Source organism: Peteryoungia wuzhouensis, assembly GCF_003205195.1.
GTDB lineage: Bacteria > Pseudomonadota > Alphaproteobacteria > Rhizobiales > Rhizobiaceae > Allorhizobium > Allorhizobium wuzhouense.
Window position 1 is genome coordinate 44,415 of record NZ_QJRY01000004.1, and the last position, 24,647, is coordinate 69,061.

Genomic DNA, 24,647 nt, shown 5'->3' on the forward strand with positions numbered 1-24,647 from the left:
GGGTGGGGCATTGTGCCTTCGCGCCTTGCGCTGGTCAGCCGAGTTTGATCAGCTTGTTGCTGGTATCGACCTCGTTGCGCCGGTCGAATTCGGCGCGGGCCAACTGGATGCGGTCGTGATGGGTGAAGACCCAGCCGCCCAGCGCCCGGATCGGTTCGCCGAAGGAGCAGCCGAGATCGGTCAGCGCATATTCGACCTTCGGCGGCACGGTCGGATGCACTGTCCGCGCCACGATGCCGTCTCTTTCCAGTGAACGCAGTGTCAATGTCAGCATGCGTTGCGAGATTCCGACGACTGAGCGCTTGAGATCGGAAAAGCGCTGAGGGCCGTCGGCGAGCATCATGATGACCAAAACCGTCCATTTGTCGCCCAATCGGGCCAGCATTTCGCTGACGGTCTGGCACTTTGTCATGTCGTAGTTGTCGCACATAACGGTCTCTTTGTTGTATCGTTGTAACCTGGTATCAAAAATGTGCCTTCTTGCACAAATCTCATGGTTCCATATCTAGGCCTGGTTACGAATTGATACCAGACTACGTCGATGCTGCCAACTCCCATGGCGCCTGGCGGGTCCAACCAGGAGCGAGATCATGTCCGCACTCATTGAAAAGCTGAACTGGCGCTACGCCACCAAGAAAATGGACCCGTCGAAGGTCGTTCCGGAAGACAAGGTTGAACGGATCGTCGAAGCGGCCCGCCTCGCACCGACCTCGAGCGGCTTGCAGCCCTTCGAAGTGATCGTCGTCACCAATCCGGACGTTCGCGCGCGGATCCAGGAAATCGCCTGGAACCAGGCCCAGGTCACCGAAGGCTCGCATCTGCTCGTCTTCGCCGCCTGGGACAACTACACCGCCGATCGCATCAACGACATGTTCGACCTGGTGAACGAAGAACGCGGCTTTACCAATGAGGGCTGGGAAAACTATCGCCAGATGCTGCTCAACAGCTATCCCGCTCGCGACGAACAGGTGAACTTCGAACATGCCGCTCGCCAGGCCTATATCGGCTTCGGCATGTCGGTGGCAGCCGCTGCCTTCGAAGGCGTCGATGCCACGCCGATGGAAGGTTTCGACCCGGCCAAGCTCGACGAAATCCTGGGCCTGCGCGAAAAGGGCCTGCGTTCCGTCACCATCCTGCCGCTCGGCTATCGTGCCGATGACGGTGACTGGCTGGTCAACCTGAAGAAGGTGCGCCGCCCGAAGGACCAGTTCGTCTCGCTCGTCGCCTGACGATCGCACTTTTCAGCGCTGGCACCTCCAGGCCGGCCTGCCAAGGGCTTCGGGAAACCGGAGCCCTTTTGCCGTTCAGAATGCCGCACTCCATTAGAATTCCCGCACTATCCGATATTTGTCAAACCTGTCAGTATGTTAAGTCAAATTGAACACATTCTCTGTCAGGGTGCCCGGAAAGCCAGGACAGTATCGCATGCGGCTTCGCGGAACATATAATCGACTGAAGTCGCACGTAAATCGCCGTATGGCGGTGACCGGCATGCTGCTGGTCTTTGCCATGCTCGCCGTCATGGTGACGAGCATCGTGCTGACTGCGCTCGATCGGGTGGCCAGCAATGCCAACCATCTCGACGAAGAGCGGTCGCGCGAGACGCTGGTCGGTGCGATCCAGACCTTCAAGTTCCAGCTGGGTGCAACCCTGAATGACTACGCCGCCTGGGACGATGCTGCCGAGAACGTCTATACGGCGCCCGATGCAGACTGGGTGATCAGCAATTTCGGCGATATGACCTTCGAGAGCGACCTGTTCGATGTCGCCATCGTGCTCGACCAGAACGGTCGCTCCGGCATGGCCTATTCCGATGGAAAGCCGCTCGAACGCGGGGGCAAAGGATATCTGCCTGACGATCTGATGATGCTCTTCGATCAGGTGCGTTCCGCAGGCAGCGGCGAAGTTCCGCAGGCGCTCGGCTTCGTTCGCACGGTCAAGGGTGTCGGTGCCGCCGGCGTTGCGCTGATCCGGAAGAAGTCCGGTGAGATCGAGGTCGATCCGGCCAAACGTTCCTATCTCGTCTTCATCCGGCATATCTCGCGCGACAAGGTCGAACGGATCTCCAGTGCCTATGTCTTGCCGGGCCTGGTTCTGGCGGCCCCCTCCTACCGCTCGACCCATGCGGTGACGATCGAATCCACATCCGGCATCTCGCTTGCCTCCTTGGCCTGGACACCCCGGGCACCCGGTGACATCAGCCGGGAGCAGGTGGAACCGCTGGTCAAGGCCGCGCTGGTGATGGTGGCCGTCTACTGCCTTCTGCTCTTCATCATCGGCAACAGCGTCGTGCGTCGTTTGCGAACGGATGAGGCGGCGGCCCTGAAGCTTGCACGAACCGACCGGCTGAGCGGACTTGCCAATCGCGACGGCCTGCATGTGCTGCTCGACCAGGCGCTTGCGGAAGCCCGTCTCGATGGCAGCGACGTCGTGCTGTTGTATCTCGATCTCGATGGCTTCAAGGAGGTCAACGATTCCTATGGCCATGCGGTCGGCGACAGCCTGATCCGGGCCGTCTCGGCCGGGCTTGCGGTGCTGGTCGGCGGGAATGCCGCCTTGTCGCGCATCGGCGGGGATGAATTCGGCATCGTGTTCTTTGGCGCAGATGCGGAGGAGCGGGCAATCTCCGTCGCCGAGGCGATCCTGGGCTTCTTCGGCGAGCCGCTGCCGCTCGGCGAGCGGGTCGTTTCCGTCGGCTGCAGCCTTGGCCTGGCGCTTTCCCCCGAGGGCACCATCGACGGCGGCGAGCTGACGCGGCAGGCGGACATGGCCATGTATGCCTCGAAGGAAAGCGGTCGCGGACGCTGGACGGCCTATCATCCGCAGATGGACGAGGAGCGCGAGACCCGCAACCAGATGGCGCTCGACCTTCGTGCCGCCATCGACAACGAGGACATCCAGGTCGTCTACCAGCCGGTGGTGGATTCCTCGACCTTCGAACTTGTCAGCGTCGAGGCGCTGGCGCGTTGGAATCGGCCGGGTCACGGGCCGGTGTCGCCGGACGTCTTCATTCCGATCGCCGAGGCGAGCGGCCTCATCGACCGTCTCGGTCTCGATGTTCTGCGGCAGTCGCTGATGCAGCTTGCCGAATGGCCGGGGCTGAAGCTCTCGGTCAACGTCTCACCGGGCCAGTTCCGCGACCCCGCCTTTGCCGGCCATGTGGCGGACCTGTTCTACGTCACCGGCATCGATCCGCACCGGGTCGTGCTGGAAATGACCGAGACCTATTTCATCCAGAATCCCGAGCGGGCCCGGACCGTTCTGGAGCGGTTGCGCAAGATCGGCGTGCAGATCGCCCTTGACGATTTCGGCTCCGGTTTCTCCAGCGTCGGGTACCTGCGCCAGTTCGGTTTCGACCGGATGAAGATCGACAAATCCCTGGTGCAGTCGCTCGGCGACGGACACAGGGCGGTGGAGATGCTGCAGGCCACCGTGGCGCTGGCGCGTTCGCTCGATGTGCCGGTGACCGCAGAAGGGGTGGAGACGGATCAGCAGGCCGTCAATCTGCGTCTGGCCGGCTGCGACCAGTTGCAGGGTTATCTGTTCGGCCGTCCGTGCAGCCCTGCCGATATCGATGCGCTTCGGCTCCGGCCGATGGACCTGAGGGCCAAGGCGGCGGCGATCGCCTTTGCGCATCCGCGCGACGTTTCCTCCGCGCGCTGAGCATTCGACACGGTTTCCGGAGCCATCGACGGCTTCTCGCATTGTCCCGGCAGAAGGGGGATGCGATCTCCGGCTGAGCCGGCATCACCGGATGCCGTTCAGCTGCCGATATGGCGTTCGCCACGCTTCTTTGCGAGTGCGATCTGCAGCTGGCGCTGGCGATAGCGGTCGCGGTCGGCTTCCGTGCGGCTTTCATAGCAATGGCTGCAGGAGACGCCTTCCTCGTAGTGGGGATGGGTCAGTTCTTCTGCGGTGATCGGGTTGCGGCAGGCGTGGCAGAGCTTGTGATTGCCTTCCTTCAGCCCATGGGTCACCGAAACGCGCTCGTCAAAGACGAAGCAGGCGCCGTCCCAGAGGCTCTGTTCTTCCGGCACTTCCTCGAGATATTTCAGGATGCCGCCCTTGAGGTGGTAGACCTCGTCAAAACCCTGCTGCTTCATGAAGGCGGTCGCCTTCTCGCAACGGATGCCGCCGGTGCAATACATGGCGATCTTCGGCTTGTTGTGCAGGCCGGGATTGTTCTTCACCCAGTCCGGAAACTCACGAAACGTTTTGGTGTTCGGATCAACGGCACCGCGGAAGATGCCGATCGCCGTCTCATAGTCGTTGCGGGTGTCGATGACGATCGTCTCCGGGTCGGAGATCAGCTCGTTCCAGTCCTTCGGGTCGACATAGGTGCCAACGATCTCGTTGGGGTCGATGTCCTCGACACCCATCGTCACGATCTCCTTCTTCAGACGCACCTTCATGCGCAGGAAGGGCATCTTGGATGCGCGGCTTTCCTTATGCACCAAAGCGGTGAATTCCGGCTGGCTGCGGATGTAGGCGAGAACGTTTGTTATGCCCGCATCGGTGCCGGCAATCGTGCCGTTGATGCCCTCATGGGCGATCAGCAGGGTGCCCTTCACGCCTTCGGCCTTGCACAGGCTCTCGAGCGGTTCGCGAAAACTCTCGAAGCGCGGAAACTTGGCGAAGTGATAGAGGGCGGCAACCAGGAAGGCGCCGCCTTCTTCGTGGCGGGGGGCTTGATCGATCTGTGTCATGGCCTGCGAAATACCGCCTCGGCCCTTGCCGTGCAACGGATTTCCGCACAGCGCGCGAAGTTTGAAATCTGTCAAATTTCGCGCGCCCTGCGGCTGATCCAGGATCAGGCTGGCGGGTTGAAGACGCGGATGCGGTGGCCGTCCGGATCCGCGACCGCAAAGGTCCGGCCGAAATCGGCCTCGATGGGGGCCTGCAGGACCGGGATGCCAAGCGCCTTCCAGCGTTCGTGGGTGGCGTCGACATCGGCAGCGCTCGGCGCGCGGATGGCCAGTTCGCAGCCGCCGCCGGTGAACTGCGCCTGCGGTTCGACGCCCGCGCGGCTCCAGAGACCGAGAACGAGGCCTGTCGGCAGGCGGAAGAGGGAGAAGGTGTCGGCGCGTTCGGTGGGTGCTACGCCGAAGAGCTTTGCGTAGAAATCGGCGCTTGCTGCAGCGTTCTCGACATAGAGAATGGTCATTGCGGGTGTCATCGTCATCTCCTGTGGGGTTGATGACGCGACCTTAGCCCCTGATGCTGCCAAAAACTGTCAGCATCATTTCAAGGTGCCGTCGGGGATGGCATTCTGTTGCCGCCAGGCCTTGAGGAGGGTGGTGCGACGCTTCGGGTAGCGCGTCTCGCCGGCCACGGCGCTTTCGATGCGATCGGTGCGGAAATGGCGGAAATCGTCGCGCAAAGTGCACCAGGCGACCAAGACCCTGACGCCGTCGAAGAAGGTGAGGGCGCAGGGCCAGACGGTGCGGCTGGAGAGGTCGCCGCGCTGGTCACGATAGGCGATCAGAAGCGGCTTTTCGTGGCGCAGGGCCTGGCGAAGCCTGTCGAGGTCCACCCGTTCGGTCGCAAGCGGGGCGCCCGGGCCGACGAGCAGGGGAACATCCGCCATGTCGCGACGCAGGTCTTCGGGCAGCACGGCGTCGATCTTGGCGAGTGCGTTGCGGGCGGCAGAGGCGATGGCGGTGTCCGTGCGCTTTTCGACGAAGCGGAAGCCGAGCATCAGCGCCTCGATCTCCTCGCGGGTGAACATCAGGGGCGGCAGCATATAGCCGGGGCGCAGCACATACCCGATGCCGGCCTCGCCCTCGATATCCGCGCCTTCGGCCTGGAGGGTGGCGATGTCGCGGTAGAGCGTGCGCAGCGAAACGCCGGTTTCGGCCGCCAGTGTCGCGCCGCTCACCGGCAAGCGGTGCCGGCGCAGGACCTGCAACAAAGAGAGAAGGCGTTGCGAGCGGCTCATGCGCTGTCAGCTGCGCCCGGACGTCTCGCCGATGGCGGCGGCGGTCCACAGGATTTCGATCACATCCGCCTCCCGTCGCGGCCGATCGGCAAAGATGCTGCCGGCCAGCGCCAGGGCTTCGCGGCGCAGGTCCTGTTGCCGACGGATGATGATGGCCAGCAGGAAGGCCTGGCCTTCGCCATCGCCGAACAGGTCGGGTTCGCTGTCGAACAGTTCGGTGAGAACCGTCAGGTCATGCTCGCGGCCGAGCAGGTCGACCAGATGTTTGGCCTCCCGGCGCTTGGCGGCGAAGGCGCTCGGCCAGAGTTCGCGCAGCAGGGAAAGGTTCATCCAATAGGTCTGGGCTGCCTTGCGCAGGTCATGGAAGGCTTCGCCGTGGCCTTCACCCTTGCAGGTGTGCAGCGCCTCATGGCCCCGCTTCAGGGCCTTGCGCCAGCCTTTGGCGAGCAGACGGGCCGCAGGCCCCGCCTTGGACGGCAGGTCGAGTTCATCAAGGGCCGTGATGGCGGATCGGCATTCGTCGATGACGCGGGCCACCTTGTCTTCGAGATCCTTCTCGCTTGCGGCGATATCGTCGCGACGCAGTTGCAGAACCGTGCGCGTCGCCGCCAGTGTTTCACTTTCGTCGTCGTTGAGCGCAAAGCCGGCCAGATGCGTCACGGTCTCCATCAGCGCGGTGGCATCTCGGATGCGAGACAGGCTGCGGGCAATGTCACGCAGGCGTTCGTTTTCGCGGGTCTGGAAGGATTTGTCGGCATCGGCGACGAGGCGCAAAAGGCCGCGGACGCGCTTGAACTTCTTGCGCGCTTCGTGAATGACCTCGTGCAGGCCGTCCGGGCGGTCGCTCAGAACGGCGATGGCGATGCTCAGCTGGTGGCGGGCGACGGACCGGACCTCGGCGGACAGGTCCCTGTCCGGCCTAATGCGATATGGCATGCACCAGCTCCGGCCGCAGTCTCTGGGTGGCCAGGGCCTGGTTGGAATAGCGCTTGTCGCCGGTCACCTCCTGGCCGAGCCAAGCGGGAAGCAAGGGCTCGTCCTCTTCGGAGGCCATCTCGACCTCGGCGATCACCAGGCCGCGATAGGCGCCCTCGAAGACGTCGATTTCCCAGGTGAAACCCTTGAAATCGACGGTGTAGCGCGTCTTCTCGATGACATTGCCGGTGGCAAATTCGATCATTTCCAGCGCGTCTTCATGGGGGATGTCGTATTCGAATTCGTCGCGTGTCAGCAGGCCCGTGCCGAACTTGATCGTCAGCTGCGCTGTCTCGTCATTGCGGGTGCGGATGCGCACCGAACGGTCGGGCTCGGCTGTGACATAGGCTTGTCTGATCCGAGTCCGGGATGTCACGCCGGCTTTCCAACCGTCATTGCGGACCAGAAACTTGCGTTCGATTTCCTTCGCCATACCCACTCGCTCCGAAAAATTACGCAGTGCAACCATAGACGACGAGGTGCTGTTAGGAAACCGGAAAGATTCCGTGTTAGCGGTCAGTCTCGACAAGTGCCGCCATGCGCGGTACTGAGATCTCCAATCTAATCGTTTTAAAGAGGCCTCCGTCATGGGCGAAAAAACCGCGAAGCTGCTCTCCACCCTGAAGCTCCAGCCGGTCGTTCCGGTGTTGATCATCGAGGATGCCAAGTCGGCCGTTCCGCTGGCGCGCGCCCTGGTGGCCGGCGGTTTGAAGGCGATCGAGATCACGCTGCGCACGGCTGCAGCACTCGAGGCCGTCCGCCTGGTGGCCGAGGAAGTGGAGGGTGCCGTGGTCGGCGCCGGCACCATTCTCAATGCGAGCCATTATGCCGCAGCCGTCGATGCTGGTTCGCAGTTCATCGTCAGCCCCGGTACGACGCAGGAACTGCTCGACGTGGCGCGCCAGTCGGACATTCCACTGCTGCCGGGTGCGGCGACCGCCTCGGAAGTCATGGCTCTGCGCGAAGAGGGCTACGAGGTGCTGAAGTTCTTCCCCGCCGAACAGGCCGGTGGTGCCGCCTATCTCAAGGCACTGTCGTCGCCGCTCGCCGGCACGCTGTTCTGCCCAACCGGTGGCATCTCGCTGAAGAACGCCATGGATTATCTCTCGCTGCCGAACGTCGTCTGTGTCGGCGGCTCCTGGGTTGCGCCGAAGGAACTAGTCTCGGCCGGTGACTGGGCCGGCATCACCAAGCTCGCCAGCGAGGCGGCCGCCCTCAAGGGCTGAGACTTCGGCGGGAACCTCCGGTCTCCAATTGTATTCAGCGTCCTGGTTCCTATCTAGGGAACGAGACGCTGAACCAGGAGACCACAATGTTCGACGCCAAGAAACTGCTGGACCAATTCCTCGGATCGCAGATGCCGGGAAGCACCGGTTCGATCGGCCAGAAGGGCACTGATCTTATCGGCATGGCCAAGTCCAATCCCTGGAAGACCGGTGCGCTGGCTGCCGTCCTGCTTGGCACCAGGACCGGCCGGTCGCTGGGCGGTGGTGCCTTGAAGCTTGGCGGCCTCGCCGTGATCGCCGGCCTCGGTTACCAGGCCTACAAGAATTACCAGTCCGGCCAGGCACCCGAGCCGAAGCAGGCACTGCCGGAACTGCTTCCGCCGCCATCGGATTCGGCCTTCAGCACGGAACCTTCCGCCGTCAGCAATGATTTCGCGATCGGTCTCCTGCGCGCGATGATCGCGGCTGCCAAGGCGGACGGCCACATCGATGCCGAAGAGCGCAGCCGGATCATGGACAAGATCCACCTGTCCGGTCTCGGCTCCGAGGCGGAAGCCTTTATCGAAGGCGAACTTGCCAAGCCGACGGATATGGACGCGCTGATCGCCTCTGCCGTCACCGAAGAGCAGAAGGTCGAGCTCTACACCGCCTCGCGGCTTGCCATCGAGCCGGACACACGCACCGAACGCGGCTATCTCGACATGCTGGCCGGCCGGCTTGGTCTTGCCGATGCACTGGTCGAGCATATCGAGGCGACAGTGTCGTCTGCCAAGGTCAGTCTCTAAGCGCTGCGGCATCGGGGCAGGGGGCCGCCTTGCCCCGACGGTTGCCTTTGGCCGGCCGGTGGCCTAAGCCTCAGGCAATCAGTTAGCCGGAGGCCCGCCATGCGCGATCTGTCCACGTTCAAGGGATGTGCCGCTCCCCAGCCCGTTCGGCTGGAGGGGCGTTTTGTCGTTGTCGAACCCTATGACCGCGCAGCGCATCTGGAGGCGCTGTGGGACGGGCTCGGCGGCATGGAGATCAATCCGCTGCTCACCTATTTCACCCAGCCCGATTTCGGCGGTCTTGCCGATTTCGACGCCTGGCTGAGTGCTGTCCAGAAGGGCGGCTGGGTGACGGAAGTGTTTCGCGACAAGGCAACGGGCCAGGTGGTCGGAATGGCGAACTACATGCGGCCGGACCCGGCGAATGGCGTGGTCGAGATCGGTGGCGTGGCGCATGGGCCCGCCATGAGCCGCACGCCGCTTGCGACAGAGGCGCATTACCTTCTGGCGAAACACGTGTTCGAAGACCTCGGTTATCGCCGCTACGAGTGGAAGTGTCACAACGAGAATGCGCCGAGCAAGGCTTCTGCGGTCCGTTACGGCTTCCAGTTCGAAGGCGTCTTCCGCCAGCACATGCTGTCCAAGGGCAAGAACCGCGACACGGCCTGGTTCTCGATGATCGACAGCGAATGGCCCTTGATCGGGGCTGCTTTCGAGGCGTGGCTGGCACCGGAGAATTTTGACGCCGAGGGCAAGCAGAAGCAGAAGCTGGAAGACCTGCGGGCTGGCATTGCCGCGTCCGATCCGGCCGCCAAACAGGCATAAGACAAGGAAAGACGGTTTCGTGGAAAAGAACATCTTCAGCATCATCCTGAATGTCGGCACGGTGCTGGTCGTCGCGGCGCTTGCCTATGGCAGCTATCTCAACACGACGGTCGCCTATTCGGTCGGGATCTGCGTGTCGATCGGTCTCGTCGTCTACGCCTTCCGCTTCCTGCCAGCACCGAAGCGCAGGCCCCGGACGGATGGCAGTGCTGCGGCTGGCGCGCCCAAGTCGCCGGCGGTCTCCGCCGCCGTCATCGTCGTGGTCGTTGTGGGTCTGATGCTGCTCCTGCCGACCATCGTGCTCGGCATTGGTGCCTATTCGCCGGAACTCGGCGCCTTCGTCGGTGCGATCGGGCTGATGGCAATGTTCCTCATCCTGTGGCTCCGTTCGCGCTACCAGCGCAGCCACGAGAACGACTGACCCAAGGGATAACTCAGCCCTGCAGACTTGCCGCAAGCAGCAGGGCGCCGAGCAGGATGACCAGCACGGCGGCGCCGATCTCGATGCCGCTTGCCACCATCCCGGCACGGCGGGAGCCGGGGCCGGACAGCCTGAGCGCCAGCCCCTTGGCGCCGACGGCAAGGGCTGCGAGCGCTGAAACCGTGATCGCCGTTCCGAGCGCCATGGCAAAGACCGAAAGCACGCCGCCGAGCACCAGGCCGTTGAGCAGTGCGAAGGTCATGACCAGAAGCGCGCCAGAGCAGGGGCGCAATCCCACCGCAATGACCGCAGACCAGGCATCCCGCAGGCCGAAGGCGCTCATGCGCAGCATGGCAGGGTCGGGCGCGTGGGTGATGCCGCATTCATGGCAGATCGATCCGGGCGCCAGGGCATCATGATCGTGGCTGACGGCATCGGCGCGGAAGCGGGAGGCCGCCGCCGGCAGGTCCTTCGGCGCGGTGGCCGGCTCGTTGGTGTCGGCAAACAGTGACGCCGTGACACCGGACGGGCTCATTGCCGGCGCTGGACCGTCGAAGAGGGGGGACGCTGCACTGTTGCGGCGCAGGGCGGGCGCAAACGAGACCCTCAGCTTGCGGACCAGAAGCCAGACGCCGAAGGCGACGATCATGGCGTAACTTGCCGTTTCTAGCGCCTGGGTCGCAACCGTCATGGTGATCGCGGTGCCGCGCAGCACGAAATAGGCGGCGCCGACGACGGCAATCGCGACCACGGCCTGCAGCAGGGCCGAGACGAAGGCGACGAGAATGCCGCGCTTCAGCTCGATCTCATTGGCGAGCATATAGGAGGAGATCACCGCCTTGCCGTGGCCGGGGCCGGCAGCGTGGAAGACACCATAGGCAAAGGAGAGGCCGACCAGCGTCGCGAGCGCGGAAGGGTCTTCGCGCATGGCCTTCAGCGCCGTGGTGAGCGCCCGGTAGAAGGCCTGCTGGTGGGTGTTGATCCAGACGAGCAGATGGGCGAAGGGGCCGCTTGCCGGCTGGTAGGAGGGTTCGGCGGCGCCGACGCCAAGCGGCGATGCCGCATGCGCGAGGCTCGATGCCAGCAGGAGGGCGCCGAGCGTCAGCAGCAGGGGCAGGGCCTTGTTGGCGCGGACCCCGTTCAGCATGTCAGCTCCAGGCGGGTGGCAAAGAGCTTGCCCATGTCGGTGCCGGCCGGATCGTTGAAGAAGGCTTCGGTCAGGTTCGACTGGTTCTGGGCGATCACCTGGTCCGGGTCCGGGCGGACCACCTGATGCTTGCAGGCGGCGAAAGCCTTGCCCTCGACAACGATGTCGGTGTCCTTGGCGAAGTCGATGGCCGTGTAGAGGGTCGGGTCATAGACGCCGAAATTCATCCGGCCGCCGATCTTCAGCGGGGTTTTCGGCTTGGCGATGAAGAAGACGAGGAGTTGGTTGTCCTTGTAGTCGACGTTGAAGACATCGGGCTTGGCGACCTCGGACGAGGCGCCGTCCTTAGATATGAATGTGAAATAGCTGTAGTCGCCGAGCGATTCCCGGATCGTGTGGGCGATCTCCTGGAGTTCCGTGTGGTCGAGCTTCAGGTCGCTGTTCTTGTCGAAGTCCATGAGGACGCTCGAGGAGAAGACGTCGTCGAAGCGCCAGACATTGCGCAGTTCCTTGACCGTGCCGTCATCGGCCGCGACGATCTCCAGCCTTGCTTCAGCAAAGATATGGGGATGCGACCATGCGGGTGTGGCGAGCAACAGGGCAAGGGCCGCCGCTGCATATCCAAGGCATCCGCGCATGTAATTCGACCTTCCCGCGTTCCGTTCAGGGTGCCTTCCGTGCCTCACGATTGGGACGAAAATGGGACCCGTTGTTCCGTCAGGCGGTCAGGCATAGCGCTTGAACCATGCGTGGAGATAGTCGACGAAAGCGCGCACCTTCGCCGGCAGATAGCGCCGATGCGGATAGACGGCATAGATGCCGCGATCCTTCGGGATGAAGTCGTCGAAGAGGGAGATCAGTTCGCCTGAGGCAATATAGGGGCGGGCGATGAAATCCGGGATCATCGCGACCCCGAGACCGGCACGGGCGGCGCGTAGCGTCGCCTGCGGGCTGTTGACCTCGATCGGGCCGCTGACGCTGACCGAGATCGTCGCGCCGTCCTCCGGTTCGACGAAACGGACGCTGTTGTGCGAGCGCGAGTTGGTGTCGATGAGGAAGGGCAGGCGGGACAGTTCGCTCGGGTGGCTGAGCGGGCCATGGGCGGCGACGAAGGCGGGTGTGGCGCAGGCGTAGATGCGGAAATCGGAGAGTTTGCGGGCGATCATGCCCGAATCGTCGAGCTTGGTGATTCGGATGCCCAGGTCAAAACCTTCCTCGATCAGATCGACGAAACGGTCTTCGGCGACGATTTCGAGCGCCAGTTCCGGATTTTCGCTGGCGAAATCGATCAGCGACTGGCCGATTTCCGCGTCGATGAAGGTGCGCGGCAGGGTGACCTTGAGCTTGCCCTTGAGGTCGGCATTGTTCTCCCGCACGAGGTCGGCGAGGTTGTCGATCTCCTTCAGAATGTCGGCGGCCGTGCGATAATAGGTGTGGCCGGCCTCGGTCATGGAGAATTGCCGGGTGGTGCGGTTGAGCAGCAGCGCGCCCAATTCGTCTTCCAATTCACGGACATACTTCGACAGCAGAGCCTTGGACCGGCCCGTCTTGCGGGCCGCTGCGGAAAAGCCTTCGGCTTCCACCACATCGATGAAGGCACGAATTCGGGTCAGCGTGTCCATGAGGTAATCGGTCTCCTGTTTCTCCGGATTGTGAACATTCGCGCGAGTTCGTTCAACAGATATCGATAAATGCGGGAAAAAACTTCCCCGGCAGGCGAAAAAACCGCTTGATTATGACGATCGCATTTCTTATCTCCTGCTTGCCCAAAGTCGCACGTGCCTGTGGGTGTCCGCCGACCCTCGAACTGGGATTTATCCCTAAGGTGAGGTCATCGGTAAGGTACCTGGAACTAACCCCTCCAGTCGCTATTCCGGCCAACCGGGAAATGCGAGGACATCTTGAAGCAACGACGGTGCGGGCCTTTCTGGTTCTCTGCCGGCTTTCCATCAGCCGGGGTACTGAAGAGGCACACCATCATTGCCGGACGTGCGGTAGGGTTTCCCTCCAATCCATGGCAGACAAAGCGGATTTATGCGCTCAGGCAAGAGTGCGTTCATCCATCGTTTCGCGCGTCGAGCGTTCGTACGGTACCGGTGTCTCCACCGACTGGTTTCGAGCGATGTCTCGCCGTCCTTTGTCCATCCGAAGCTTGGCCGCTTCGGGTATCGCTGGAATTTGGAAGGTTACATCGATGACCACTGCACGCATCCTCGACTTCATCAACACCCGACGTCCCGAAGGTCCCTGCCTCGTGGTCGATCTCGACGTCGTGCGCGGCAACTACCAGGCCTTCCGTCACGCCCTGCCGGACAGCGCGATCTACTACGCCGTCAAGGCAAATCCGGCTCCGGAAATCCTGTCGCTGCTCGCCTCCATGGGCTCGAACTTTGACTGCGCTTCGGTCGCGGAAATCCAGATGGCGCTCGATGCCGGTGCTGACGCTTCGCGCGTCTCGTTCGGCAACACCATCAAGAAGGAGCGCGACATTGCCCGCGCCTTCGCGCTTGGTGTGAACCTCTATGCCGTCGACAGCCACGAGGAAGTCGAAAAGATCGCGCGTGCCGCTCCCGGTTCCCGCGTGTTCTGCCGCGTGCTGACCGATGGCGAAGGTGCCGAATGGCCGCTGTCGCGCAAGTTCGGCTGCGTGCCTCAGATGGCCGTCGACGTTCTCGTCTACGCTCACCAGCTCGGCCTCGATTCGTTCGGCGTGTCGTTCCATGTCGGTTCGCAGATGACCAAGGTCGATGCCTGGGATTCGGCTCTTGCCGATGCCAAGCGCGTGTTCTCGTCGCTGGCCAAGCAGGGTATCCACCTGCAGATGGTCAACATGGGCGGCGGTTTCCCGACCAAGTACCTGCGCGACATCCCGTCGGCGGAAGCCTATGGCCGTGCGATCAACGGTGCGCTGAAGAAGCACTTCGGCAACCACATCCCACAGACCATCATCGAGCCGGGCCGCGGCATGGTCGGCAATGCCGGTGTGATCAAGGCGGAAGTCGTGCTGATCTCGAAGAAGTCTGACAATGACGAGCACCGCTGGGTGTTCCTCGACATCGGCAAGTTCGGCGGTCTCGCCGAAACCATGGACGAAGCGATCCGTTACCCGATCCGCACCGCCCGTGACGCCGACGCGATGGAGCCCTGCGTGCTGGCCGGCCCGACCTGCGATTCGGCCGACGTCCTGTACGAGAAGAACATGTATCCGCTGCCGATCTCGCTTTCGATCGGCGACGAGGTTCTGATCGAGGGGACCGGCGCCTACACCACCACCTATTCGGCGGTGGCGTTCAACGGCTTCGAACCGCTGAAGTCCTACGTCATCTGACGTCTCCCGCGCCGGCCAACCGGCGCGGACCTTCACAATCATCATCATCGCTTGGGATGGGAGGCCAGAATGGCCGCTGTTCTGACCAGCATGCGCGCGCTTTTCGCGCCGGCGCCTGCATTTGTCATCGATACTGAAACGCCGGCCGACGTCGTTGCGCGCGAAGCGCTGCTCGACCGCGCCATGGGGGCGGATCGCCGCAAGAAGTCGTCCGAGAAGATCCGTCGCAACCGGATCCCGGCCGAAGGGCTTGCACTTGTCGCGCGCGACCGCGACGGCCACGTCATCGGTACGGTTCGGCTCTGGAACATCGAAGCCGGAGTCAGCCGCGAGGGCAAGGCCATCGACGCTTTGCTGCTCGGGCCGCTTGCCGTCGATTCCGCCCATGAGGGCAAGGGTGTCGGGGCTGCCCTGATGCGGGCTGCCTTGATGGAAGCGAAGAAGCGCGGCCATGGCGCCGTGCTGCTGGTCGGTGACGCGCCCTATTACGAGCGCTTCGGCTTCTTTGCCGAAAAGACGCAGCATCTCGTGATGCCGGGTCCCTTCGCCCGCGACCGCTTCCTGGCGCTCGAACTCGTGCCCGGCTGGCTGGAAGGGGCGGCCGGCATGGTGGTCGCCTCCGGCCGCAAGCTGTCGCAACCGTCGGCATTCCGCCGGGCCGCCTGAGCGCCGAGACATTTCCCGAACCTCCAGTGAGGGGCCGCGCGCCACCACGCGGTCCCTCAAATGCGTGCAGAGATTGGACTGTTGCCTCTCCCGCACCCTTTTTAAAGTCGCCTCGACCGAACAAGCGGGTTCTGGTGATGAGGGAGAGTGGGAATGTTGAAAGTCTTGTCGAGCGGAGTGGCCCTGGCGCTTCTGTTCACCGTTGCAGCACAGGCCGCCGACGCGGTTCAAGCCTCGCCGGCGCCGCCGCCGGAGGCGGCAGGCGTGTCATCCTTTTCCTGGGCTGGGGGGTATGTCGGGCTCCATGCCGGTTACGGCTGGGGCGAGGGCGATGCGGCGGCCGGCGGCGCAACCGGCACTATCGATTTCGACGGTGGCCGGTTCGGCGGTTTTGCCGGCTATAACTTCGACCTCGGCTCCTCGTTGATTGCCGGTATCGAAGGGGACCTCGGCTATGACTGGAACGAGCGCGAGGATGGAACCGAGACCTTCGGAACCACGATCCAGGGGGCTATTCGCGGCCGCATCGGTTATGCCGTCGATCGCGCCCTCATCTATGCGGCCGGCGGATGGGCCGCCGCACAGTTCAGTTTCGAGGATACCGGCGTGTCCATCAAGGAGACGATGAACGGCTGGACCGTCGGCGCCGGCATCGACTACGCGGTGACGGATCGCCTCTTTGCGCGGGCGGAATATCGTTACAACGATTACGGAAGCGCCGATATCGGGCCGGTCAATATCGATTTCACCCAGCATGTCGTGCAGGCCGGGATCGGCCTGAAATTCTGATCTATCCACCGCAGCGAGTCGGGCCCGGCCTCCGTCCATGACGGGGCAGGGCTTCTGTTTGGTGTGCGGGCGCGAACTCCGTCGCCTGAAGTCCGTGCGCCGTTTTCCCAATCGTCAATCCTGGCCGTGGTTTTTCAGTCACACTCCGCTCGCGCGGACATTTCTCCGTTCGATATTGCTAACCTATTGATCTGGCTCAATCCGATTGGGGTGGTCCAGCCTTTACCTGCGGGTGGCTTTGCCAAAACAGATGTTCAAGGAGAGAGACCCATGACTGCCGCCCGGACCCTGCGCGATCGCGCGCTTGCCACCACCACCCTGTTGATGCTCGTCGCTCCGGCGGCCATGGCTGCGGATCTCGCGCCCGCGCAGGACCCGGTGCCCCAGGCGACGGCCGATGCGATCCAGGCGTTGAGCCCCTGGCAGGTTCGCGTGCGCGGCCTCGGCGTCATCACCAATGATTCCGGTTCGGTCGACCAGATCGGCGGTTCGGATCTGTCCTACAGCAACACCGTCATTCCCGAACTCGATATCAGCTACTACCTGACCGACAATATCGCCGCCGAGCTGATCCTCGGAACGACCTATGCGAATGTCTATGGCGAGGGCACCATCGCCGGGCTCGGCAAGATCGGCAAGACCTGGGTGCTGCCGCCGACCCTGACGCTGCAGTATCACTTCACCGATTTTGGTGCCTTCAAGCCCTATGTCGGTGCCGGCGTGAACTACACGATGTTCTACAAGCAGTCCGGCGACACGGCGAGCGCGCTCGACGTGAAGGACAGCTTCGGCGCCGCGCTGCAGATTGGTGCCGACTACATGATCAACGAGCACTGGGGCGTGAACTTCGACGTCAAGAAGCTGTTCCTGCGCCCCGACTTCGAGACCACCATCGGCGGCACGACCTATACCGGCAAGGCCAAGCTCGATCCGTGGCTGGTCGGTGCCGGCGTGACCTACCGGTTCTGACATTGTATTTTTGCGCAGTTGCGGGGGGCGATCACAGCGGTGATCGCCCCTTTTTTCTTGCGCGAAATCGTGGCCATTTCGCCACGCCTCACAGTCTTGTGTGCGTCACGAACATTTTTCGGTCCAAGTTGGGAACCATCTAACGCTTGGGGACTTTTGCGGCTGGGTCCGGCGAGTCCATCGCGCGGGCGGGAACTCACGCACCAGCAGGGTTTGTTTTGTTGTGTTGTATAATTAATACACAAACAATCTCAGGATGGTGATATAAGCGACCTTGTAAACAGGAGTGACTCATATGTTCAAAACCTTCCTTCTCGGATCTGCCGCAGCTGTGGCAATTTCGACCTCGGCCTTCGCAGCGGATGCAATCTACGAAGCTCCCGCAGAGCCGCCGGTTGCTGTTGAAGCTGCACCGCAGTTTTCGTGGGCTGGTGGCTATGCCGGTATTCTGACTGGCTACGGCTGGGGCGACGGCGAACTCAGCGGTGTCGCTGGCACCGAAAGCTTTGACGGCGCACGCTTCGGCGGCTTCGCCGGCTACAACTGGGACCTCGGCAACCAGCTCGTTGTTGGTGTTGAAGGCGACCTGAACTACGACTGGAACGAAGAAACCGTCTTCGCAACTGACATCAAGAGCGGCCTGAACTGGTCGGCTCGTGCTCGCGTCGGTTACGCTATGGACCGCGCCCTGCTGTTCGCAGCTGGTGGTTACACCGGCACGAACATCAAGTCTGACGGCCCTGGCGGCAGCTTCGACGACACGCTGCATGGCTGGACCATCGGCGGTGGCGTTGACTACGCTCTCACCGACCGCGTGTTCACCCGCCTCGAATATCGTTACAACGACTTCGGCAGCGGCAACCTCGGCGGCACGGATGTCAAGTTCGACCAGCACGTCGTGAACGTCGGCCTCGCCGTCAAGTTCTGATCGACCTGATCATGTGAAACGCCCGGCCTTCCTTGCGGATGGCCGGGCGTTTTGCGTTTTTCCTGTCTTCCGAGCGATCAGGCGGCGGAGGATGCGTCGTGGATACGCGCCTGTGACGCCATGCCTTCGCGGGAGACGCTGCGGCGGTTGAGCTGGAACCGGTTGACCAGCGATGTGAGCTGCACCGCCCCTTCCGCCAGCGTGTGGCTGATTGCCGTCGTCTCTTCGACCATGGCGGCGTTCTGCTGCGTCATCTGGTCGAGGCTGTTGATCGCGGTGCTGATTTCCTGGAGTCCGACAGCCTGTTCGCGCGCGGCGATGGCGATTGCGTCGACATTCGTGTCGATGCGGCTGACATAGTCGCCGATCTGCGTCAGGGCCGTGCCCGTCTCGCCGACCAGCTGCACGCCGGACGATACCTCGACACTCGATTTCTGGATCAATCCCTTGATGTCGCGCGCGGCATTGGCCGAGCGCTGCGCCAGCTCCCGGACTTCCTGTGCCACGACGGCAAAACCCTTGCCGGCATCGCCGGCGCGCGCTGCCTCGACGCCTGCGTTGAGCGCGAGCAGGTTGGTCTGGAAGGCGATTTCGTCGATGACGCCGATGATCTGGCCGATCTCGGAGGAGGCGGTCTCGATGCGCTGCATGGCCGACACGGCCGAGCTGACCACCGCACCGGAGGCTTCCGCACAGTTCTTCGCCTCGCGGACCAGTTCGCGGGTGTCATGCGTGCGTTCGGCCGAGGAGCGGACGGTCTTCGTTACCTGTTCGAGCGCTGCCGAGGTCTGCTCGAGGGCTGCGGCCTGCTGTTCGGTGCGGGTGGCGAGATTGCCGGATGCGTCACGCATTTCCTGGCTGTTTTCGAGCAGCCGGCGCGTCTCCTCCAGGACCTTTTCGAGGGTGGTCTGGAAGGTGGCGATCGAATGGTTGAAGTCCTGGCGCAGCGGTTCGAACCTTGCGTCGAAGGCTTCGTCCAGGGTGATGCGGATGTTGCATTCGGCCAGACGATGGAGGCCGGCACCCAGTGCCTCGATGACGAACCTGAGTGCTTCCGCCTCGATCATGCGATCCTGATCGCGCGCTGCGCGCTGGCGATCGACCTCGGAACGGGCGGATTCGGTCTCGGCCTGCAGGCGCTGATTTTCCAGGCCCGCCTGGCGAAAGACTTCGACGGCGGTCGCGATATGGCCGATCTCGTCCTTGCGTCGCGCATGCGGCACGGCCGTCTGGAGGTCGCCACCCGCCATACGCGTCATGTAGTCGGTGATTTCACCAAGCGGCTTCAGAGCACGGCGATGGATGAAAAAGACCGTGCCGAGGGCCGTGCTGATCAGGAGAATGCCGAGCATCAACTGCAGCGATTCCCGGCTCGCCGATTCCTCCGCGGCGAATTTTTCGCGACCGACCAGATATTCCGTTGCCATGGCCACGAGTTCGTTCACCGAGACTTCGTGATCGTGGAACTCGGTTTTCAACTTGAGCAGGGCCGGCCTGATAGCGCTTTCATCGCCGGCCTGCAAAGCGGGCAGGTAGTCGTTGCGCAGCGTGCTCCAGTAGACATCGCCCTTGGTCAGCACCTTGTTGTAGAGCTGATCGCGCAGATTGTCGGGCAGCGTCGAGCTCTTCCAGTATTCCCGGCGCTCGTCATAGGCCTTCTGCAGGGCGTCGAAGCGCGGAACGTTGACGCCGGCCGTGTCCGGATGCAGCACGGTTTCGTTGGCGAGGGCGTAGGATTCGATCAGATAGAGCGGCGGCGGCAGGATGTCGGCGATCAGATCCTTGCCATCGACGATCTGTTTGTAGATCGGGCCGTTGACCTTCAGCGTCTGCAAGGTCTGGGCTCCAATCCCCGCGACCGCGACGATGCCGGCCGCGAGGGCAAGGCCCGCTGCCGTGACGACGATTTTGAGATTGAGATTCATGGGCGGTCCATTGGCGAGGCCGACAAGGCCAGCCGGCACGCACGCGTCTGCGCGCCGAAGGCGAGGCCTGCCGTCGTTGATCTGGTTCAAACGCAAAGTAAAAGGAATAATTCCCACTGCTGGCGAAACACGGCTTTATGTCTCTTGTTCGCCTCCCTGAAATTAGGGATGCAATTACTACCGCACAGTTAAGGTAAGTGATCGATAAACGCCAATATGCGAATTTTAGCCAATTTTGCTACCCTTGGCTAAAAACCACCGAAAATACACGCAATTTCAAGCCGTGACAGGGCTTTGCGGCGCAATCAGCCGGCGATGTCGATGACGCCGCAGTCTCCCGCTTCCGAACCGAAAGCCAGCAGTTTTCCGCTCGAACTCCAGGCCATGGCCGTGACGGCACCCTTGCCGGGACGGCGGAGCAGGGCTTCCTTGCCATCGGCGATGCGGACCGCGAGGATCATGCCATCGATGAAGCCGATTGCGAGAACCTCTTCGGCGGGGTGGAAGGAGACGCAGGTGACCATGATGTTGGCGCGTGTGCCGAGTTCCAGCGGTGCCTTGCCCATCGGGCCGTCCTTGCCGGCAAAGGGCCAGACAATGGCGGCGGGCGCGCCTGACGAGGCGAGCCACTTGCCCTTGGGCGACCAGGAGAGGGATTTCACCTTGGCCGGATAGCCGGTCATGCGCATGTGGCGGGTGTCCGAGCCCTTGCCGTCCAGCTTCCAGCCGTGCAGCGCCGATTCCTGCATCATGGTGACGACGAAACGGCCATCGGGCGAGAAGGTGACGCCGGTATGGGCACCCTTCCATTCGAGATCGACCGGAGCGCCTGCGGTGCCCACCCAATGCAGGGTGACGCCGTTGTAGCGGGCGACTGCGATACGCAGGCCCTTGGGTGCAAAATCGATGGCCTCGACGGTGCGCTCTTCCGTGAATTCCCTGGTCGTGCCATCGGCGAGACGCACAAAGGCCGACTTGCCGACAGCATAGGCGACCGCGCCCTGCGGGCCGGGGGCCACGACCGAAATCCATTTGCGTGGAACATGGGCCAGTTCCGTGACGGTCCCGTCATGCGCGATGCGCAGCACGCGGCCGTCTTCGCCGCCCGTCAGCAGGGTCTGGCTCGCTGCATCCTTGACGCAGGTCAGCAGGCCGGCATTGGCCTCGGTCACCTTCTCGCCGCCATCCAACCGGTGAATGGCACCGCTCGCGGCGGCGAAGACCGGGATGTCACCGAGAAAGTGGGTCGAGACAACGTGGCCTTCGATATCGAGCGGTGCGACAGTGGGCATACGGACAGGCTTTCTTTCAGGCAGAGTTCAAGCGGTGAGGGGCGTAGAGCACGCCCCGCTCAGACGGTTCAGGCTGTGGCTTCACAGGCCTTGAAGCTCGCTTCAAGCTTTTCGCGGTCGAGTTCGCGGCCGATGAAGACCAGGCGGCTTTCGCGCTTCTCGCCATCCTTCCACGGGCGCTGGTGATCGCCCTCGACGATCATGTGCACGCCCTGAACAACATAACGTTCCTCGTCGCCCTTGAAGGCGATGATGCCCTTCAGGCGCAGGATGTTCGGCCCTTGGGTCTGGGTCACCTTCTGGATCCAGGGGAAGAAGCGGTCCGGGTTCATCTCGCCGCCGCGCAGCGAGACCGAGGTCACCGTCACATCGTGGATCGCCGAGGGGGCGTGGTCATGATGATGGTGGCCATGATCGTGATGATGATGGTCGTGCCCGTGATCATGGTCATGATGGTCGTCATGGCCGTGGTGGTGGTGATCATGGTCGCAATCCGGGCCGCAGACATGGTCCGGGTCGTCATGGTCGAGGAAGTGCGGATCGTTTTCCAGCGCGCGCTCGAGATTGAACGCACCCTGGTTCAGCACCTTGGCGAGGTCGACGCCTGAGCGGGTGGTCGAATAGATGCGGGCCGACGGGTTGATGGCGCGGACGATGTGCTCGATCTGATGAAGTTCGTCATGGCTGACGAGGTCCGTCTTGTTGATCACGACGACATCGGCGAAGGCGATCTGGTCTTCGGCTTCGCGGCTGTCCTTCAGGCGGAGCGGCAGGTGCTTGGCGTCGACCAGGGCGACGACGGCGTCGAGCTCGGTCTTGGCGCGGACATCGTCGTCCATGAAGAAGGTCTGGGCGACGGGAACAGGATCGGCAAGGCCCGTGGTCTCGACGATGATGCCATCGAAGCGGCCGGGACGGCGCATCAGGCCTTCCACGACCCGGATCAGGTCGCCGCGCACCGTGCAGCAGACGCAGCCATTGTTCATTTCGTAGATTTCTTCATCCGACTCGACGATGAGGTCGTTGTCGATGCCGATCTCACCGAATTCGTTGACGATGACGGCGTATTTCTTGCCATGGCTCTCGGAGAGAATGCGATTGAGCAGCGTCGTCTTGCCGGCGCCGAGATAGCCTGTGAGCACGGTGACGGGTGTCGGTTTCGCGGATGCTTCGGTCATGAAAGCCTCTGATGTCAGGGGGCGCCGGGCGATGCGGCTGTAATGATGTTACCCCCATATAGGCGTTCCATTGCAGCAGTTCAAAGGCTTTCGTCCTGACGGGGGACGTCGAGTGTCGAGCGCACATCTGCGCGGGCGAAGTCGTCACCGACATAAAGGAGCGGGCAGTCGAACTCTTGCGCCGTGGCATAGGAGAAGCAGTCGCCGAAGTTGAGCGCGGCAGGGTGAAAGCCTTTGCCGAAGCGCTGATAGGCTGCGGCGGCGCGTTCGGCGCGTGCCTGCGTGAGATCGACAATCTCGAAATTGAGGGAAGCAATCAATTGCGACAATTGGTCAGAGCACTTCTTCTGAAGGGCGACGATTTTGAGTTCTAGCAGCGTGCCAGCTGACAACAGCAGGCGCCTATTCGGGATTGCCAGAACTGCCGCACAGGCACGGCCAGTCGGTTCATTTTTGATGATGGCAATCAGGGCAGATGTGTCGAGCGCGATCACACCGGAAGACCGTTTTCGTCATACAGAAAGTCGTGGCTTCTGTCGGCTAGCGGCTCACCTGGAACCGGTGGAGGGGCCCTGGCCATGATTTCTTTGATGATTGCCCGTCGTTCCTCAAGGGTGAGTTCGGGACGGTGGTCGGTCGCTTCGACCGCCCGCAACACGGCCGCATCCTGCCCATTGCGGGTGATGATGACGGGCTCTCCGCGTTCGGCTCGCTCCACAAGTTCCTCGAACTGGTCGCCTGCTTGTTCCATGGAAACACGCATGCTTCTTACTCGCGATCTCTTCGCTTTCAATATGCGCCCAACACCTGATGTCCGCAAGCTCACGCCAATGTTGTGGCGTCAAACCCATGCACGTCTTCCAGAAGCTCCAGGATTCCGGCCACGGCGTGTGCAACCAGCCGTTCCCCCCGCTCCGCCGTTGCCGCCGATGCGTCACCGGCGACACCGTCCGGGTTGAGGTCGGACATCTTCCAGCCGAAGGCGTGGGGGCCATAGGCGCGCAGGTGTTTGAAGAGGACGGCAAACTCGGATTGCCGCGAGGGGAAGGGGCGGGCCTTGGTCATGTCGACATATTCTGGGGCAAGCGCCAGCATCGCCGAAGTCTCGATATCGCCGCCATGGATGTCGATCGCCTTGTCTTGCGGCCTGATCCAGCCGTCCGGCTGGCCGAAGCGGGTCCAGCTGGTGGCGACGACCAGCATGTTGAACCGGACACGGGCTTCGGTGGCGACGATCGTCAGCAAAGGGGAATTGCCGCCATGGGCGTTGAGAAGGACGAGCTTGCGGATGCCGGTGCGGTTGAGCTCTTCGGCAATGGAGAGCCAGCGATGCACGGCTTCGTCAAAGCCGAGTGTGCGGGTGCCTTCGACGTCCATGTGCTCGATGGAATAGCCGATCGGTTCCACCGGCAGGATGGTGGCGGGCAACGTGTCCGGCAAGGCGGCGGCCAGTCGCTCGGCGATGCCCTTTGCAATCAGGGTGTCTGTCTCGAAGGGCAAATGGGGGCCGTGCTGTTCGTGCGCGCCCAATGGCAGGATCGCGATCCAGCCGGTGCGATCTGCCAGGGTGAGGGACGGATCGTTATCCTTGTACCAAGGTGCCGGTCTCGCCATCTGGCATCCCCTCCTGAAGTTCGTTAAGACTGCCCACCACGTTTTGATGGGTTCTCGGCCGTTGCGCCGACAGTGCCTGATCTGTGTGAGGCGGGGAGAGTAATGGCGAAAAAGGACAAGGTCGACAAGGAGCGGGGCGACAAGGACCGGTCCGACAAGGCCGAACGGAAAAAGGGCGCCAAGAAAAAGGAGCCTGCCGCTCCGGGCACGCTTGCCAATTCCGTGACCCAGGTGGCACGCGCCATGCGCACGCGCCTGTCGCACGGCCTTGCCGAAAGCGGACTTTATCCGGGCCAGGATGGGGTTATCCAGCTGCTGTCGGCCGATGACGGGCTGACCCCCGGTGCGCTGGCGCAGCGCCTCGGCGTGAAGGCGCCGACCATGACCCGCACCATCGGACGCATGGAAGCGCAAGGCTTCGTGTTCCGCCGGGCCGATGACCGGGATGCGCGGCTGACCAAGGTGTTCCTGACCGAAGAGGGGCGCAACAGCGTCGATCGCATCGTCGGTGCGACCGCCGACTGCGAGCGTGAAGCCACGCTCGGGCTGTCGAACAAGGAGTTGCGGACGCTGGTCAAGCTGCTGGCGGCCGTCGAGGGAAATCTGTCCGGGAAAGGCTCGGCCTCCCGTGGTGCGGACGACCTCGATGAAGACGATTGAAA

27 protein-coding genes are annotated in these 24,647 nt (G+C 62.7%); 12 read left to right on the plus strand and 15 right to left on the minus strand.

The window, feature by feature from the left end; all coding sequences use genetic code 11:
- Window positions 1–34: 34 nt before the first annotated feature.
- The gene (locus DMY87_RS11750; RefSeq protein WP_110791530.1) at window positions 35–430 is read right to left on the minus strand and encodes a winged helix-turn-helix transcriptional regulator; all 396 of its coding nucleotides are present in this window, start codon (window positions 428–430) and stop codon (window positions 35–37) included.
- 160 nt (window positions 431–590) lie between these two features.
- Here DMY87_RS11750 and DMY87_RS11755 point away from each other — a divergent pair, with 160 nt between their 5' ends.
- Together DMY87_RS11755 and DMY87_RS11760 are read left to right on the plus strand one after the other, a co-directional pair.
- Window positions 591–1,229, plus strand: a complete 639-nt coding sequence (locus tag DMY87_RS11755; RefSeq protein WP_110791532.1) for an NAD(P)H-dependent oxidoreductase — start codon at window positions 591–593, stop codon at window positions 1,227–1,229.
- Between the two features lie 196 nt (window positions 1,230–1,425).
- Window positions 1,426–3,663, plus strand: a complete 2,238-nt coding sequence (locus DMY87_RS11760) for a bifunctional diguanylate cyclase/phosphodiesterase (RefSeq protein WP_245408902.1) — start codon at window positions 1,426–1,428, stop codon at window positions 3,661–3,663.
- Between the two features lie 98 nt (window positions 3,664–3,761).
- On the opposite strand, the gene trhO is transcribed toward DMY87_RS11760, so the two are convergent.
- The 5 genes from trhO to DMY87_RS11785 form a co-directional block, all read right to left on the minus strand.
- Window positions 3,762–4,706, minus strand: coding sequence for an oxygen-dependent tRNA uridine(34) hydroxylase TrhO (trhO, locus tag DMY87_RS11765; protein ID WP_110792152.1), 945 nt, complete (start codon window positions 4,704–4,706; stop codon window positions 3,762–3,764).
- Window positions 4,707–4,810: 104 nt separating this feature from the next.
- Entirely contained in the window at window positions 4,811–5,176 is a 366-nt protein-coding gene (locus DMY87_RS11770) for a VOC family protein (protein ID WP_110791533.1), read from the minus strand.
- Between the two features lie 63 nt (window positions 5,177–5,239).
- Window positions 5,240–5,938, minus strand: coding sequence for a helix-turn-helix transcriptional regulator (locus tag DMY87_RS11775; protein ID WP_110791535.1), 699 nt, complete (start codon window positions 5,936–5,938; stop codon window positions 5,240–5,242).
- Between the two features lie 6 nt (window positions 5,939–5,944).
- Window positions 5,945–6,874, minus strand: coding sequence for a CHAD domain-containing protein (locus DMY87_RS11780; RefSeq protein ID WP_110791537.1), 930 nt, complete (start codon window positions 6,872–6,874; stop codon window positions 5,945–5,947).
- A complete protein-coding gene (locus DMY87_RS11785; protein ID WP_110791538.1) occupies window positions 6,858–7,346 on the minus strand; it encodes a CYTH domain-containing protein in 489 nt (162 codons plus the stop codon). Before DMY87_RS11785 ends, DMY87_RS11780 begins: the two co-directional genes overlap by 17 nt.
- Window positions 7,347–7,500: 154 nt before the next feature.
- Here DMY87_RS11785 and DMY87_RS11790 point away from each other — a divergent pair, with 154 nt between their 5' ends.
- The 4 genes from DMY87_RS11790 (at window position 7,501) to DMY87_RS24390 (ending at window position 10,149) form a co-directional block, all read left to right on the plus strand.
- A complete protein-coding gene (locus DMY87_RS11790) occupies window positions 7,501–8,139 on the plus strand; it encodes a 2-dehydro-3-deoxy-phosphogluconate aldolase (RefSeq protein ID WP_110791540.1) in 639 nt (212 codons plus the stop codon).
- Window positions 8,140–8,225: 86 nt separating this feature from the next.
- Window positions 8,226–8,924, plus strand: coding sequence for a tellurite resistance TerB family protein (locus DMY87_RS11795; protein WP_110791542.1), 699 nt, complete (start codon window positions 8,226–8,228; stop codon window positions 8,922–8,924).
- A gap of 99 nt (window positions 8,925–9,023) precedes the next feature.
- Window positions 9,024–9,728, plus strand: coding sequence for a GNAT family N-acetyltransferase (locus DMY87_RS11800; RefSeq protein WP_110791543.1), 705 nt, complete (start codon window positions 9,024–9,026; stop codon window positions 9,726–9,728).
- A 19-nt stretch (window positions 9,729–9,747) separates the two neighbouring features.
- Window positions 9,748–10,149 carry a hypothetical protein gene (locus DMY87_RS24390; RefSeq protein ID WP_245408903.1) on the plus strand — a complete coding sequence of 134 codons (402 nt, stop codon included), beginning with the start codon at window positions 9,748–9,750 and terminating at the stop codon, window positions 10,147–10,149.
- A gap of 13 nt (window positions 10,150–10,162) precedes the next feature.
- On the opposite strand, the gene DMY87_RS11810 is transcribed toward DMY87_RS24390, so the two are convergent.
- From DMY87_RS11810 to DMY87_RS11820, 3 genes are all read right to left on the minus strand, one after another.
- On the minus strand, window positions 10,163–11,296 hold the full coding sequence (locus tag DMY87_RS11810) for a nickel/cobalt transporter (protein ID WP_110791545.1): 1,134 nt from the start codon (window positions 11,294–11,296) through the stop codon (window positions 10,163–10,165).
- A complete protein-coding gene (locus DMY87_RS11815; protein ID WP_110791547.1) occupies window positions 11,290–11,934 on the minus strand; it encodes a DUF1007 family protein in 645 nt (214 codons plus the stop codon). The genes DMY87_RS11810 and DMY87_RS11815 overlap by 7 nt, the downstream gene beginning before the upstream one ends.
- Before the next feature lie 87 nt (window positions 11,935–12,021).
- Window positions 12,022–12,918: a LysR family transcriptional regulator gene (locus DMY87_RS11820; protein WP_110791548.1), complete on the minus strand. Its 897-nt coding sequence runs from the start codon at window positions 12,916–12,918 to the stop codon at window positions 12,022–12,024.
- Window positions 12,919–13,490: 572 nt separating this feature from the next.
- Here DMY87_RS11820 and odc2 point away from each other — a divergent pair.
- The 5 genes from odc2 (at window position 13,491) to DMY87_RS11845 (ending at window position 17,976) form a co-directional block, all read left to right on the plus strand.
- Window positions 13,491–14,624, plus strand: coding sequence for an ornithine/lysine decarboxylase (gene odc2, locus DMY87_RS11825; RefSeq protein ID WP_110791550.1), 1,134 nt, complete (start codon window positions 13,491–13,493; stop codon window positions 14,622–14,624).
- Window positions 14,625–14,693: 69 nt separating this feature from the next.
- The gene (locus tag DMY87_RS11830; protein ID WP_110791552.1) at window positions 14,694–15,290 is read left to right on the plus strand and encodes a GNAT family N-acetyltransferase; all 597 of its coding nucleotides are present in this window, start codon (window positions 14,694–14,696) and stop codon (window positions 15,288–15,290) included.
- 153 nt (window positions 15,291–15,443) lie between these two features.
- Window positions 15,444–16,079, plus strand: coding sequence for an outer membrane protein (locus DMY87_RS11835; RefSeq protein ID WP_110791554.1), 636 nt, complete (start codon window positions 15,444–15,446; stop codon window positions 16,077–16,079).
- A 270-nt stretch (window positions 16,080–16,349) separates the two neighbouring features.
- The gene (locus DMY87_RS11840) at window positions 16,350–17,048 is read left to right on the plus strand and encodes an OmpW/AlkL family protein (protein ID WP_110791556.1); all 699 of its coding nucleotides are present in this window, start codon (window positions 16,350–16,352) and stop codon (window positions 17,046–17,048) included.
- Between the two features lie 295 nt (window positions 17,049–17,343).
- Window positions 17,344–17,976, plus strand: a complete 633-nt coding sequence (locus DMY87_RS11845; protein ID WP_110791557.1) for an outer membrane protein — start codon at window positions 17,344–17,346, stop codon at window positions 17,974–17,976.
- Between the two features lie 77 nt (window positions 17,977–18,053).
- Here DMY87_RS11845 and DMY87_RS11850 read toward each other — a convergent pair whose 3' ends face one another.
- From DMY87_RS11850 to DMY87_RS11875, 6 genes are all read right to left on the minus strand, one after another.
- Window positions 18,054–19,901, minus strand: a complete 1,848-nt coding sequence (locus tag DMY87_RS11850) for a methyl-accepting chemotaxis protein (protein WP_110792156.1) — start codon at window positions 19,899–19,901, stop codon at window positions 18,054–18,056.
- A 305-nt stretch (window positions 19,902–20,206) separates the two neighbouring features.
- Window positions 20,207–21,193, minus strand: coding sequence for a WD40 repeat domain-containing protein (locus DMY87_RS11855; RefSeq protein WP_110791559.1), 987 nt, complete (start codon window positions 21,191–21,193; stop codon window positions 20,207–20,209).
- Window positions 21,194–21,261: 68 nt separating this feature from the next.
- Window positions 21,262–22,371, minus strand: coding sequence for a CobW family GTP-binding protein (locus DMY87_RS11860; RefSeq protein WP_110791560.1), 1,110 nt, complete (start codon window positions 22,369–22,371; stop codon window positions 21,262–21,264).
- 80 nt (window positions 22,372–22,451) lie between these two features.
- On the minus strand, window positions 22,452–22,865 hold the full coding sequence (locus tag DMY87_RS11865) for a type II toxin-antitoxin system VapC family toxin (protein WP_110791562.1): 414 nt from the start codon (window positions 22,863–22,865) through the stop codon (window positions 22,452–22,454).
- Entirely contained in the window at window positions 22,862–23,134 is a 273-nt protein-coding gene (locus DMY87_RS11870; RefSeq protein WP_110791564.1) for a type II toxin-antitoxin system Phd/YefM family antitoxin, read from the minus strand. The genes DMY87_RS11865 and DMY87_RS11870 overlap by 4 nt, the downstream gene beginning before the upstream one ends.
- 59 nt (window positions 23,135–23,193) lie before the next feature.
- Window positions 23,194–23,985: a creatininase family protein gene (locus DMY87_RS11875; RefSeq protein WP_110791565.1), complete on the minus strand. Its 792-nt coding sequence runs from the start codon at window positions 23,983–23,985 to the stop codon at window positions 23,194–23,196.
- A gap of 102 nt (window positions 23,986–24,087) precedes the next feature.
- On the opposite strand from DMY87_RS11875, the gene DMY87_RS11880 reads away from it, so the two are divergent.
- Window positions 24,088–24,645 carry a MarR family winged helix-turn-helix transcriptional regulator gene (locus DMY87_RS11880; protein ID WP_110791567.1) on the plus strand — a complete coding sequence of 186 codons (558 nt, stop codon included), beginning with the start codon at window positions 24,088–24,090 and terminating at the stop codon, window positions 24,643–24,645.
- Window positions 24,646–24,647 lie beyond the last annotated feature (2 nt).